Below are 14155 nucleotides of genomic sequence, written 5' to 3' on the forward strand. Positions count from 1 at the left end.
AACTTATTATCGTTTATCAATTTCGTCTCGTATTTTAGCTGCTTTCTCATAATCTTCATTATTGACAGCTTCGTCTAAGAGCGCGTTGAGCTCTTGAAGTGTTTTATCCAAATAATTATCTTGGATACTTGCTTCTATTTCTTCAACGACCATGTCATCTACAAGAATAGAATCTTGATCTTGTTCTTCACCATCTTTTTTAGGATTGACTTTGAGATAAATGCCAGCCTTGTCTAAAATGTTTTTATATGTAAATATAGGTGCTTTAAAACGCAACGCTAAAGCAATAGCATCACTGGTTCTTGCATCTATGATTTCTTCTATTTTATCACGTTCACAAATTAAGCTGGAGTAAAACACACCGTCAACTAATTTATGAATAATAACTTGCTTGACAACAATATCAAAACGATCTGCGAAATTTTTAAATAAGTCGTGGGTAAGTGGTCTTGGAGGTCTAATTTCTTTCTCGAGAGCAATCGCAATGGATTGCGCTTCAAAAGCGCCAATAACGATTGGTAGTTTACGGTCACCATCTACTTCATTCAGAATTAGAGCATATGCACCATTTTGAGTTTGGCTATATGATATTCCTTTAATATTTAATCTAACTAGACTCATATTTTTAATCTAAGAATTCCTCAACATATTTTGGTGAGGTGGCCCAACATGCCTCTTGTGTGTAGAGGTCGTAATTCTAATTTTTGAACTACGGGTGAGGAAAACGTAAAGAACTGTTTTAATTTGGACTTTAACAACTGCAAAATGCAGATTTATGTTTAAAGAACCAAATCAAAACAGCCCTTTCCAATTATAATTTAGAAAAAATTATGCGTTTTGAGCCTTAAAAGCTTTTAGTTTTTCAATCAGTGCAGGCACAACTACAAAGGCGTCACCAATAACTCCATAGTCTGCAGCTTTAAAGAAAGGTGCTTCAGGATCTGTATTGATGACTACTTTTATTTTTGAAGCGTTAATACCGGCTAAATGTTGTATTGCTCCTGAAATTCCAATAGCAATATACAGGTTTGATGCTACAGGTTTTCCTGTTTGACCAACGTGTTCGCCATGAGGTCTCCATCCTAGATCTGATACTGGTTTAGAACAAGCTGTCGCTGCTCCAAGAACTTCTGCTAGTTCTTCTATCATTCCCCAGTTTTCTGGACCTTTTAGTCCGCGACCCGCAGAAACCACAATTTCAGCGTCTGCAATAGTCACTTTATCTTTTGCTTTATCTACAGATTGTACGTTCACTCCTACACTTGGTAATGACGGAGAGAAATCTTCCGAAGACGCATTTCCGCTAGATTCTACTAATCCATATGAGTTTTGAGAGACTCCAACGACTTTAATGTCGGTATCTATGGTAGTCATATTAAAGGCTTTATTTGTAAAGGCTGTTCGTTTCACTGTAAAAGGTGAAATACTAGAAGGTGCTTCTACAACATTTGACGCGTAACCAGCATCTAAATTAATGGCTAGAATTGGCGCTAAATATTTACTATCTGCACTAGCGCTAACAACTACTACTTTCGCGCCTTCTTTCTTAGCGGCTTGAGCTATGGCACTTGCGTAAGCATTGGCATTGAATTTATCTAAATCACCATTACTAACGTTTAATACTTTATCTACACCGTAGTTTCCCAACTCTGAAACATCTCCTGCATTTACTGTAATTGCAGTCACAGTCGTTTCCATTTGGTCTGCAATTGCTTTGGCATAAGATGCGACCTCAAAAGCTGTTTTTTTAAATTTTCCTTGTTCTGATTCTGTATATACTAAAACTGACATGTTTTTTTCTTTTAAGGGTTAATTAAATCGCTTTAGCTTCGTTGTGAAGTAAATTAATTAATTCGTCTAAATTATCTGCATCTACTAAAGTAACGGCACCTTTTGGTTCCGGTTTCTCAAACTTTATTGAGTTAGTTTCGGCAGGAGCATTCGTAGGTTCAACGATAGATAATGGTTTTTTACGAGCCATCATAATTCCTCTCATGTTAGGAATACGAAGATCACTTTCTTCAACCAATCCTTTTTGGCCGCCAATAACAAGAGGTAGACTTGTTGTAACTGTTTCTTTACCACCATCAATTTCTCGAATTGCAGTAACAGTAGTTCCTTCAATTTCTAGGCTGATACAATTAGTTACAAAATTAGCATTGGTTAAAGCTGCTAACATACCAGGAACCATTGCGCCATTGTAATCAATAGATTCACGACCAGCAATTACTAAATCAAAACCACCGTCATTTACAACATTTGCTAATTCTTTGGCAACTTGAAAACCATCTTTAGCTTCAGTATTTACTCTAATGGCAGCATCTGCTCCAATAGCTAAAGCTTTGCGAAGTGTGGGCTCAGTTTCTGGTCCACCAACATTAACAACAGTGACTTGAGCACCTTGTTTTTCTTTAAACCACATAGCACGAGTTAAACCAAACTCATCATTTGGGTTGATCACAAATTGCACACCATTGGTATCAAATTTTGTGTCGCCATCAGTGAAATTAATTTTTGAAGTCGTATCAGGTACGTGGCTGATACATACTAATATTTTCATATCGAATTATTTTGAGTGTATATTTATTATAATTTATCTGCTTTTTTGATAACTTTTGGAAGACGTTTTTCTAAGTCTTTCATCAATTGTTGTAATGCACTTTCGCACATTGGTAATATTTTTTCTGTTTTCATAACGGGTATTCCTCCAACCATAACAGATGTTTTTTTAGAATTTTCACCTTCACTTATTGCAAAAACTTTCTTTCCTGTCTTATCGTAAAGTGCAATTCTAGCAAAGGCTCTCATCTTAACGGTCGCTGTTCCTCCAATGCCAAATCCTTTTTGAAGTGCAAAATGGATTTCTACAAACATAACACCATCTGCCTTATCACTAAATATTTTGGCGGTTGCAATTTCATTATCTTTTCCTGCAAAACCCTCATAGATATATTTATATCCATCATATACGACATAACGTTTAAGCTCGTCTTCATCTTTATCATACTTAGGGTTGAAAGCAATATACTCTGCGTTTGTCGCTACATCTGCTTCTGGAAGTAAATCGAAAGGGAATTTCTTTGCGTAAGTATTAAAAAACTCTTCGTGAAATTGCTCTAATATAGGTGTTAAATCAAAATCTGGATTATCTCTAAGCTTTAAAACACTCGCAATAAGTTCTTCGCTTCCAATATCAAGGTCACTAAAATTGATAATTTTATCCGTATAAAAACCAACTACAGCTACTTTTTTATCTTGAGCAAAACCTTTAGTAATTAAGAATAACGTAATACATATGAGCAGTATATTTTTTTTCATTTAAGTTTTTTTAGTTAAAAAATTAATGACCACGAAGATAATTATAAAATTCCAAATTTTACTATGCATGCATAATAAAATTTTGTGAAAATTTGATTATTGATAGTTTAGCTGTCAATATGATAAGTTTTATTGTCTTATTAGAAGATATGTGTAAAATTAACACTAATAATTTTTTATAGCAAGGCTCATTTCCGAAGGAGAAAAAGAGTATTCGTAATACATATAATCTTGAAGTTGTTTGATTTCTATTTTCGAGCTTATTTTTATGTGATAGTATTATCAATAATTCTTACTTTTGCTATTCGTTAAAAAAAGAAATACATGAAAACAATTCAATTTAGAGAAGCGATCTGCGAAGCCATGAGCGAAGAAATGCGCAGAGATGAGAGTGTTTATTTAATGGGTGAGGAGGTTGCAGAGTATAATGGAGCTTACAAGGCCTCAAAAGGAATGTTAGACGAGTTTGGTGCAAAGCGTGTGATTGATACACCTATCGCAGAGCTTGGTTTTGCTGGGATTGCTATTGGCTCTACAATGACAGGGAATCGTCCTATCGTTGAGTATATGACCTTTAACTTCTCTTTAGTTGGGATTGATCAAATCATCAATAATGCTGCGAAAATTAGACAAATGTCTGGTGGACAATTTAAATGCCCTATCGTTTTTCGTGGACCTACGGCATCTGCAGGACAACTAGGGGCAACACATTCTCAAGCTTTCGAGAATTGGTTCGCTAATACACCTGGCTTAAAGGTGGTCATACCTTCCAATGTGTATGATGCTAAGGGATTATTGAAATCTGCCATTCGTGATGACGATCCTGTAATTTTTATGGAGAGTGAGCAAATGTATGGTGATAAAGGCGAAGTGCCAGAAGGTGAATATACCATTCCATTAGGTGTTGCAGAAATTAAGAGAGAAGGTACAGATGTGACTATTGTGTCCTTTGGGAAAATCATAAAAGAGGCTTACAAAGCTGCAGACGAATTAGAGAAAGAAGGTATTTCTTGTGAGATTATAGATTTAAGAACGGTTCGTCCTATGGATCGTGATGCAATTTTAAAATCGGTAAAAAAAACGAATAGATTAGTAGTTCTTGAAGAAGCATGGCCTTTTGGAAACATCTCTACGGACATTGCCTATTTAGTACAATCTGAAGCTTTTGACTATTTAGACGCCCCTGTAGTGAAAATTAATACAGCAGATACGCCCGCACCGTATTCGCCAGTTTTATTTGCAGAGTGGTTGCCTGACTACAAAGAGGTAATTAAAGGAGTACATAAAGTGATGTACAAGTAAATATTACGCAATTTTTTGCGTTATAAAAACTTCATCTACTATCGGCAGATAAATTGTAGCACGATCGTTGATGAAGTTTTTAGTTTAAAATATTATCCAGTTTAAGAGCTGGGAATTGCAATTTTTAACCCCAAAAAAGTATACATTGCAGAGACCTATACTAATGAAAAAAAAGCTCCTCGTTTTATTGTTATTCTTCGGAATAAGCTTCGCTTATGCACAAACCAAAGTAAGTGGTTATGTCTATGATGAATTCAATGAGCCCGTCGCTTTTGCAAACATCTTGTTCAAAGGATCTACAGAAGGAACCATTTCTAATGAAGATGGGCGTTTTTACCTCGAGTCTGAAAACACTTGGGATATCCTTATTGTTTCATTTTTGGGTTATGAACGTCAAGAAATTAAACTGGAGCAGAAAGTTAACTACGATTTAAAATTCATATTAAAAGAGGAGGCGGGAGCTTTGGATGCTGTTCTTATCGTTACAGGAAAGCAATCTAAAAAAGCATCTGAAAACCCAGCCATTAGAATCCTAAAGAAAATATGGGAACGCAAACGAAGAAATGGATTGCAACGATTTAAACAATATGAATACGATAAATACGAGAAGGTAGAATTTGATCTTAATACGATAGATAGTGCTTTAATTAAAAGTAAGCTTTTTAAAGGTATGGAGTTCGTTTTTGAGGAAGTAGATACGTCTAGTATTACAGGGAAAACCTATTTGCCAATATTTCTTAATGAGGCTGTAAGTAAAGTTTATGGGGATAATTTATTGAATAAGGAGAAGAACGATTTAAAAGGGAATAAAAATTCAGGATTTAGCAATAATCAAATGATCATTGATTTTATTGATGATCTCTACGCAGATTTTAATATCTATGATAACTACTTAAAGTTTTTTGATAAGAGTTTTGTGAGTCCGTTATCTAGAACAGGAGTCCAAACCTACAACTATGTTTTGTCTGATAGTGCTTTTATTGACAATAAATGGTGCTATAATATTGTGTATTACCCAAGACGTAAAAATGAATTAACGTTTAAAGGTGATTTTTGGGTTAATGATTCTACATATGCTATTAAGGACATCAATCTTCAAGCTTCAAAAAGCGCCAATATTAATTGGGTCAAAGAAATTTATATAGAGCAGGAATTTGAGGTGTTAAATGATACACTGTTTTTGATTAAGCGGGATTATATGTTATCTGATTTTGCTTTGAACAAAAAGGAAAAATCTCGTGGTGTTTATGGGAAACGGACAACTTTATACGATAATTATGTTTTTGATAAGCCTAAGGATGAAGCATTTTACGATGTAGAAGTTTATAACTACAATGAAGATGCTTATAATCGCAATGATGATTTTTGGGTTCAAAACCGAATGGAATCTCTAAACAAAGATGAAAAAGGCGTCTACAAAATGCTAGATACCCTAAAAACAGTTAAAAAGTTTAAGCGACTCTATAATGTTGGAAGTATTCTAGCCTCAGGTTATATAGAAGTACCAAGTCTTAATATGGATATTGGACCTATCTTCTCTATTTTTGGGTTTAATGAGGTTGAAGGAACTCGAATACGTGCTGGCGGACGAACCTATTTTGGACCCAATGATCTTTGGCGAGTAGAGGGGTTTTTAGCTTACGGATTTAGAGATGACAAGTTTAAGTATGGTATTTCGGGGAAATGGTTGATTGATAAAAAGAATCGACTCATTATTTCTGGTGGAAACAGGCGAGATGTTGAGCAAATAGGGGCAAATTTAACCGCTTCTACTGATGTTTTAGGTCGTAATTTAGCGTCTTCTGCAGTTGTGAACACGAGTGTTAATGACAAATTAACAAGTGTAAATATAACAACGTTAGGCGTGGAAATTGAACCTAGTAAAAACTTTGTGATTCGTACCAGCGGAACTTATCGAACTCTAGAGTCTGCTTCACCAACATTTAGTTTGGATTATAATGATCCAGAATCTCCTACTGGAATTTTTTCGGAAGTTAAACAGTTTGAGACCGCCTTGTCACTATCCTACTTTCCCAATCGAAAAATGACAGGCTATGGTGTAGAGCGTCGTACAGCTAATGACGGTTTTGCGAGTTTATTTGCACAGGTTACTCGTGGAGATCAAGCTTTTTTTAATAGTGATTTTAATTATACAAAAGTTCAATTTTCATATATCCAACCTTGGCAAGTTGGTGGATTTGGTCGTTTAACTACAACTATTGAAGCAGGTAAAACATTTGGAGAGGTGCCTTTAGCATTGCTAAGTGTGGTTCCAGGAAACCAATCGTATTTCTCTATTTATAATACATTCCCGCAATTAGATTTCTATGAGTTTATTACAGATACCTATACCTCATTACATTTAGAGCATAATTTTAATGGACGCTTTTTCTCTAGAATTCCATTTCTTAAACAATATAACCTAAGAGCTATTATTGGTATTCGAGGGGTTTGGGGAGATTTATCGGTGGATAATATTGCGCTCAATACCACAGGAAACCCTGTGGAAACCCCTTTAATTGCACCAAATGATCAAATGTATTACGAGTATAGCGTTGGTGTTGGTAATATTTTTAAAATACTGCGTATTGATTTTAACTTTAGAGGTAATTACTTAGATACTCCAGATGCGAGACCTTTTGGTGTTACGGGTAGTTTTGGGTTTAGTTTTTAGAGATTAAAAATCTGGCATATAGTAAAAGATGACATAAACGAAAGACCAAGCACAATACAGCAATGTTCTTGAAATATAGAAAAGCCATCTAAGGTTTTTAATACCTAACTTTCCCTTAAAATAATAGGCGTCTAAAAGCTCAATTACGATTCCTATAGAAAATAATATATTAGCTAGTATTCCCCAAAGTACTACACCAAATAATTCTATAGTTAAAAACGAAAATTGCTTAGTTCTAACAATAGCTAATACACTAAAGAAGCTAACTGCTATAGTAAACCAAAGTCTTTTTGGCTCCCACTATTTAAGAATATCTTCTGTTGTATCTCCAATCATATATAATTAGTTTTTATTTTCCGTTTTAGCCCGTCGCATTGGCATCCCATCAATTATAGCGAACAACTTATCAATTGTTAGTAGTTCGTTTTGTCTCAGTTTTTCGCCACCATCTAATCCTATAAGTATGACTTCAAATGTGTTGTCATTTGTTTTCATCTTTTGGTATAGTTCAGGTCTTTTCGTCCATTTATTTTCTTCGGAAAAAACCCCTTGACAATAATAACTTGGTGTGATTTGATAAATAACCAATTTTCTGTCTTTAAGATTTTTTTCTTGGTTTTGTAATGTTTTAAGTTGATTCTGAAATTTTGGAGTGTTGGTATTATGGGCTATCAGTAATAGTACTCTGTCTTCCCATTGGTGTTTTAAAAGGTCTTGTGCGTTCATTTGAAAGCTTAGGAATGTTATGAATAAAAATAGGATGATGTTATGGGGTTTCATTTTTAAGGTTTATTGATTGAACAATTAGGTTGTATCCATCCTGATAATAAAATGATAACGACCAAAGATAACAATCCAATTAGAACAGTTACCATTGCAATGACGCTGTGAATCAAAAAGTCATGTATAATAGAAGGCTTTAAAAAGTTTTCTGTTGTTGTAATAATTAAGATTGGTGTTATGATAAATATAATCACTAGAAAATATCCAGCAGATAACATTGCGGATTTTAAAACACAATTAGTCAGTGTATCGTTCTTATTAAAAACTAATAAGTTAGTGACTGCTGAAACAGAAAAGCGAATGAGTAAAGTGCTAGTTAGAATAGTTAGATTGGCTAAAGTATTCCAGTATTCTAATGTTATTTTGAGGTCTAGCGGCATGTTTTTGAATTGTAGGGCTCAAAACACTTATAATTCATTTCAATTATCAAATGTGTTCTGTTTAACTTTTACAACCCTAAAAATATTGCCAAACTCAAACAATATAATATCTTTGCATCCCAAAAAAAGAATAACAGGCCTATTTTCGTAGGAGAAAAAATAAAAGACCATGACAGCAACTGGAAAATTAACCTTTGATGTATTGATAGAAATACCAAAAGGGAGTCGTAATAAATATGAATATGATTTTGATCTTCATAAAATACGTTTTGATCGTATGTTATTTTCATCAATGATGTATCCTGGAGATTATGGATTTATTCCAGAAACTTTGGCTTTAGATGGTGATCCATTAGATGTTTTAGTCATGGGGACCGAGCCAACATTCCCAATGTGTGTGATGGAAGTGAAGCCAATAGGCGTGTTTCATATGGCAGATGAAAAAGGACCAGATGAGAAGTTGATTTGCGTCCCAGTAACTGATCCTATCTGGAATATTTATAATGATATTGATGATTTAAATCCGCATAGAATTAAAGAAATCACTCATTTCTTTCAAGTTTATAAAGATTTGGAGAAAAAGAAAGTTGACATTGGTGGATGGGGAAATGCGGAGGAAGCATATGAGATTCTAAATAAATGTATTGATAGATACGAGAATAGTGAACATAAAGCCAATGGAAATTTTACAATTTAATTGTTGAATCCCAATAAAATATAAGACCCTTCAACAATAAAATTGAAGGGTTTTTTAGTTTTAAGAGATTTCACTACTTTTGACCAGCAAATTTCAGTTCAGTTTTGCGATAAAAAGTGATTCAAGGTCGCTTTATTGCAAAATGTTTACTCAGAAAGGATGTATAACTAACAAATCAAAATAAAATTAAAATATGGAGTCACTAATGATTTACCTGCCAATTGCTTTGGCGCTTTTAGGATTAATTTACATGTTTATAAAAAAAGCATGGGTTATGAAACAAGATGCTGGAGATGGTAAAATGAAAGAAATTTCAGATCATATCTACGAAGGCGCCTTAGCGTTCTTAAACGCTGAATATAGATTACTAGCAATATTTGTTGTAATCGTAAGTATATTACTTTTTGCAGTATCGCTTTTAGTAGATACAACACATTGGCTTATTGTCATTGCTTTTATCTGTGGTGCTATCTTTTCTGCATTTGCAGGAAACATGGGAATGAAAATCGCAACTAAAACAAATGTTAGAACAACACAAGCTGCTCGTACGAGTTTGCCAAATGCATTAAAAGTCTCTTTTGGAGGTGGAACTGTAATGGGGCTTGGGGTTGCTGGTTTAGCGGTATTAGGTTTAACAGGTTTCTTTATCTTTTTCTACCAATACTTTATGGGTGGAGCAGAAGGTGTTTTTTCTGTAGAGAAAATGACGGTTGTTTTAGAAACACTAGCAGGATTCTCACTAGGAGCTGAGTCTATTGCATTATTCGCACGTGTTGGTGGTGGAATTTATACCAAAGCGGCAGATGTTGGAGCTGATTTAGTTGGTAAAGTAGAAGCTGGTATTCCAGAAGATGATCCTCGTAACCCTGCAACTATTGCAGATAACGTTGGAGATAATGTAGGTGATGTTGCTGGAATGGGAGCCGATTTATTTGGTTCTTATGTCGCAACTGTACTAGCTGCTATGGTTCTTGGTAACTATGTAATTAAAGATATGGGTGGGTTTATTGACGATGCCTTTGGTGGGATTGGTCCAATCTTATTACCAATGTCTATTGCTGGAGTTGGAATTATTATTTCTTTAATAGGAACGATGCTCGTAAAAATAAAAAGTAACGATGCTAAAGAATCTCAAGTTATGAGTGCTTTAAACGTTGGGAACTGGGTATCCATAGGTTTAGTTGCCATATCCTGTTTTGGTTTAGTCACTTGGATGTTACCAGAAACTATGCAAATGAACTTCTTCGGTGAAGGTTTGCAAGAGATTTCTTCAATGCGTGTATTCTATGCAACACTTGTTGGTTTAGTCGTTGGAGCAGGAATTTCATCTGTAACAGAATATTATACAGGATTAGGAAAATCTCCTATCTTAAAAATAGTACAACAATCTTCTACAGGAGCAGGAACAAATATTATTGCAGGTTTAGCAACGGGTATGATTTCTACATTCCCTTCAGTATTATTATTTGCTGGAGCAATTTGGTCTTCTTATGCTTTAGCAGGGTTTTATGGTGTTGCTTTAGCAGCTTCTGCGATGATGGCAACAACAGCTATGCAATTAGCAATTGATGCTTTTGGGCCCATTGCTGATAACGCAGGTGGTATTGCCGAAATGAGCGAACAGGAACCAATCGTGAGAGAAAGAACAGATATTTTAGATGCCGTTGGAAATACAACAGCAGCAACCGGAAAAGGATTTGCTATTGCTTCTGCTGCATTAACATCATTAGCACTCTTTGCTGCGTATGTAACGTTTACAGGAATTGATGGAATTAACATCTTTAAAGCGCCAGTATTAGCCATGTTATTTGTTGGTGGAATGGTGCCAGTAGTATTCTCTGCTTTAGCAATGAACGCTGTAGGTAAAGCTGCTATGGAAATGGTAGAAGAAGTACGTCGTCAATTTAGAGAGATTCCAGGAATTATGGAAGGTACAGGGAAACCGGAATACGATAAATGTGTCGCTATTTCTACTAAAGCCTCTTTAAAAGAAATGATGTTACCAGGGTTATTAACGATCGGTTTTCCATTAGTAATTGCATTTGTACCGATGTTATTTGGTATGGATAATCTTGCTATTGCTGAAATGTTAGGTGGTTATATGGCTGGTGTTACTGTATCTGGTGTGTTATGGGCAATCTTCCAAAACAATGCAGGAGGCGCATGGGATAACGCTAAGAAATCTTTTGAAGCTGGTGTAGAGATTAACGGTGAAATGACTTACAAAGGTTCTGAGGCGCATAAAGCTGCAGTGACAGGAGATACAGTTGGAGATCCATTTAAAGATACATCTGGACCATCAATGAATATTTTAATTAAATTAACATGTTTAATTGGATTAGTCATTGCTCCAATTTTAGGAGGTCACGCTGATGAAACTGTATTAACTAACACTGTTAATACTGAAGAAATTATTAAAACCGAAACTATAGAAATTAATGAAGATGCAACTGTTGGTAAAGCGATGGCTACTTTAACTAAAGTTAGTACTAAAAATAACATAACAACTACAGAAGAAAAAACTGTTGAAGGAACACTAAAAGAGGTTCAGGCCAAGGTAAAAGCTCTAAACAATAATCAAAGTGTTGAAGATGTGAAAATCAAAAAAACGACTACTGAGGAAGTTGAGCAAAACAACTAAATTCAAAATTATAAATATTAAAAAGCCACGTTTGTCGTGGCTTTTTTGTATTTAATAATTAGGTTTTTATAGCTATAGCTATAGCTATAGCTAACTGTTTGTAATGTTTTATTTTTAGTTGAGTAATGGAGGCTGTAAATAAATATGTTAAATACTATCTAATCTTTTAAAGTTGTAAAGTGTCAAATGCGTCATGAGAAAGTGCTAATAGATGGAAGTGGAAATCCAATTCATAATGCATTAGGTGAGATGCTTATTTTTGATCGCGGTAAACTTTATGATGTTAAAGACAGAAATAAACGTCTGGGCTGTCCGCATTCTGGAGTTAATCTCAATTTTGAACTCATTTTAGAGCCATTGGAAACAGATGTACCGCAATGCATGACGCAAATTTTAGAATATAAAAATAAGTTTAAAACAGTGGTAATAAAAATTTATGCTTTAGATTATAAAGGTGGTAATTTATAATACGATATAGCCGTTTATGAGTTGAATTCTGATATCTGAGGAAAAGATAAACGAATCCCATAACAAACAACTTATAAATCTATTATTAAAAATAAAGACTGATATTGAGGGACTTATCATAACCGAAGTTAATTACAGTAACATTTAAGATTTTATTTTTCTTGATTTTAGTATCTTGAACATCTAATTCAATAGGTTCGTGTTTAAAAAAGATCCTTTACAAGTTATTACATTTCAAAGTTATGGTACAGATACTCATTTTTATATGCGTGGTCGTGCTCTAGAGGATGAAACTATAAATCTGGAACAGAAGGGCTTGTTTGGTTTGTTGATCAATTCTTTTAAACGATTTGAAAGTGATGAGATCAAACATACTGAACTTAAAATAACGCTTCCAAATGGAACCCTTTTAAGAACCACAACAGATGACCATGGTTATTTTAAGATTGATGCTCAATTAGAAGGATTAAGTGCTTTAACGAATGACAATGGTTGGCTTAGTTTTGAGGTTGCTTATGATGATGTGAATATCAAACGTAGTATTCAAAACTCTAATCGATTTCCCGGTGAGTTATTAATACCAAACGCTAAGGCTGAATACGGTGTCATAAGCGATATAGATGACACAATAATTCACACAGGAGTAGTGTCTACTCTTAAATGGAAAGTCTTAATCAACAGTATTTTTAAAAGTGCCACTAGTAGGATTCCATTAGAAGGTGCTGCAGATTTTTATCACAAGTTACATCGAGGCTCGTCTGGTAAGCATGCTAATCCTATTTTTTATGTGAGCCATAGCCCGTGGAATTTATACCGTTATCTCGAATTCTTTTTGAAACAGAATACGTTTCCTAAAGGACCTATTCTATTGCGGAGTTTTAAGGATATATTTAAAAAGAAGTCTGGGGATAGACCTCAAAAGCATATTGAAATTCTCAATATTTTGAAAGCTTATCCAGAATTAAAATTTATTTTAATTGGAGACAGTGGAGAGAAAGATGCAGATATTTATATGGACGTAGCCAATGAGTTTCCATTGCAAGTTGCTGCTATATATTTGCGAAGTGTTAAGCATAGAAAGAAAATGCTTAAAATAAGATCTTTATTTAAAGACTATAATCAAATACCTGTGTTATTGGTAGAAAGCAGTGATGAGGCTATTGCGCATGCTCGAAAGCATGAATTTATTAAATAGTGTTAGTAGTACAACAACTTTGTAAACTGAAAAACTGATACACAAACTAACAATACCCCAATCACTCTATTAATTCGTGTTGTTATATTTTTTATCTTAACTTTTAGGACATTACTAAATTTCCCATAGCCATAAAGTGTGATTACTTTCCCTATGAAGACACCAATTATGAATACAACAAGTAAAATATATTCTGTACTCATATTTAGATAGATCATCTTTTTGTTTAAAAACGAAATCACTAAAATCCAATAAATTAAAACGGTTGGGTTCACTAATCCTAGAATAAAACCTAGCATTTGTTTAGAAATATTGTACCGTTTTTTAATGATGATACAGTCTTCGTTTTCATCTTTTACACATTCCTTTCTGCCTATTAAAAGAATAATTCCAACACCAAGCAATAGGATTGCAATGGTGTACTGTAGCCAAATATTCATGTCTACAAAATTTCCAATTTGCATATTGAAATTGATGGCAATGATGACTAGAATTAGTTCTGCCAGAGCAGCTGTGTATACAATTTTTAAGGCGTTTTGTATATTTTCTTTTATCGTCGTATTAATCACGGCAACATTTGTGGTGCCTAATGGTAATGCGCCTGTTATAGCTGCTATAAGACCTAGAAAGAAATACGTTATTAAATTCATTGTTGTTTAAATTTAAAAGAACACTGAGTAGAGGATGGGTTTTTTTT

The 14155-nt window shown here is 34.2% G+C and carries 13 protein-coding genes; 6 read left to right on the plus strand and 7 right to left on the minus strand.

The window, feature by feature from the left end:
- Nucleotides 1-6: 6 nt before the first annotated feature.
- From ACJAZK_RS03570 to ACJAZK_RS03585, 4 genes are all read right to left on the minus strand, one after another.
- On the minus strand, nucleotides 7-621 hold the full coding sequence (locus ACJAZK_RS03570) for a bifunctional nuclease domain-containing protein (RefSeq protein ID WP_415222651.1): 615 nt from the start codon (nucleotides 619-621) through the stop codon (nucleotides 7-9).
- Between the two features lie 207 nt (nucleotides 622-828).
- The gene (locus ACJAZK_RS03575; protein WP_415222652.1) at nucleotides 829-1791 is read right to left on the minus strand and encodes an electron transfer flavoprotein subunit alpha/FixB family protein; all 963 of its coding nucleotides are present in this window, start codon (nucleotides 1789-1791) and stop codon (nucleotides 829-831) included.
- A 22-nt stretch (nucleotides 1792-1813) separates the two neighbouring features.
- Nucleotides 1814-2560 (minus strand): electron transfer flavoprotein subunit beta/FixA family protein, encoded by a 747-nt coding sequence (locus ACJAZK_RS03580; protein ID WP_415222653.1) that lies wholly within the window; start codon nucleotides 2558-2560, stop codon nucleotides 1814-1816.
- A gap of 26 nt (nucleotides 2561-2586) precedes the next feature.
- Nucleotides 2587-3318 carry a hypothetical protein gene (locus ACJAZK_RS03585; protein ID WP_415222654.1) on the minus strand — a complete coding sequence of 244 codons (732 nt, stop codon included), beginning with the start codon at nucleotides 3316-3318 and terminating at the stop codon, nucleotides 2587-2589.
- A gap of 324 nt (nucleotides 3319-3642) precedes the next feature.
- Here ACJAZK_RS03585 and ACJAZK_RS03590 point away from each other — a divergent pair, with 324 nt between their 5' ends.
- Both ACJAZK_RS03590 and ACJAZK_RS03595 read left to right on the plus strand, forming a co-directional pair.
- Nucleotides 3643-4620, plus strand: coding sequence for a pyruvate dehydrogenase complex E1 component subunit beta (locus ACJAZK_RS03590; protein ID WP_028871599.1), 978 nt, complete (start codon nucleotides 3643-3645; stop codon nucleotides 4618-4620).
- Nucleotides 4621-4783: 163 nt separating this feature from the next.
- The gene (locus tag ACJAZK_RS03595; RefSeq protein ID WP_415222655.1) at nucleotides 4784-7294 is read left to right on the plus strand and encodes a DUF5686 family protein; all 2511 of its coding nucleotides are present in this window, start codon (nucleotides 4784-4786) and stop codon (nucleotides 7292-7294) included.
- A 342-nt stretch (nucleotides 7295-7636) separates the two neighbouring features.
- Here the strand turns inward: ACJAZK_RS03595 and ACJAZK_RS03600 are convergent, their stop codons facing one another.
- Both ACJAZK_RS03600 and ACJAZK_RS03605 read right to left on the minus strand, forming a co-directional pair.
- Nucleotides 7637-8020, minus strand: coding sequence for a DUF4174 domain-containing protein (locus tag ACJAZK_RS03600; RefSeq protein ID WP_415222656.1), 384 nt, complete (start codon nucleotides 8018-8020; stop codon nucleotides 7637-7639).
- A 56-nt stretch (nucleotides 8021-8076) separates the two neighbouring features.
- A complete protein-coding gene (locus ACJAZK_RS03605) occupies nucleotides 8077-8457 on the minus strand; it encodes a hypothetical protein (protein WP_415222657.1) in 381 nt (126 codons plus the stop codon).
- Nucleotides 8458-8626: 169 nt separating this feature from the next.
- Between ACJAZK_RS03605 and ACJAZK_RS03610 the strand changes: the two genes are divergently transcribed.
- The 4 genes from ACJAZK_RS03610 (at nucleotide 8627) to ACJAZK_RS03625 (ending at nucleotide 13458) form a co-directional block, all read left to right on the plus strand.
- Entirely contained in the window at nucleotides 8627-9154 is a 528-nt protein-coding gene (locus tag ACJAZK_RS03610; RefSeq protein ID WP_415222658.1) for an inorganic diphosphatase, read from the plus strand.
- 193 nt (nucleotides 9155-9347) lie between these two features.
- The gene (locus ACJAZK_RS03615; RefSeq protein ID WP_415222659.1) at nucleotides 9348-11795 is read left to right on the plus strand and encodes a sodium-translocating pyrophosphatase; all 2448 of its coding nucleotides are present in this window, start codon (nucleotides 9348-9350) and stop codon (nucleotides 11793-11795) included.
- Nucleotides 11796-11981: 186 nt separating this feature from the next.
- Nucleotides 11982-12263 carry a hypothetical protein gene (locus tag ACJAZK_RS03620; RefSeq protein WP_415222660.1) on the plus strand — a complete coding sequence of 94 codons (282 nt, stop codon included), beginning with the start codon at nucleotides 11982-11984 and terminating at the stop codon, nucleotides 12261-12263.
- A gap of 199 nt (nucleotides 12264-12462) precedes the next feature.
- Nucleotides 12463-13458 carry an App1 family protein gene (locus ACJAZK_RS03625; RefSeq protein ID WP_415222661.1) on the plus strand — a complete coding sequence of 332 codons (996 nt, stop codon included), beginning with the start codon at nucleotides 12463-12465 and terminating at the stop codon, nucleotides 13456-13458.
- A gap of 2 nt (nucleotides 13459-13460) precedes the next feature.
- Here ACJAZK_RS03625 and ACJAZK_RS03630 read toward each other — a convergent pair whose 3' ends face one another.
- Complete coding sequence (locus tag ACJAZK_RS03630) at nucleotides 13461-14108, minus strand: LysE family transporter (protein ID WP_415222662.1); 648 nt, start codon at nucleotides 14106-14108, stop codon at nucleotides 13461-13463.
- Nucleotides 14109-14155: the final 47 nt, after the last annotated feature.

The organism is Psychroserpens sp. (genome assembly GCF_047633235.1).
Classification (GTDB): domain Bacteria; phylum Bacteroidota; class Bacteroidia; order Flavobacteriales; family Flavobacteriaceae; genus Psychroserpens.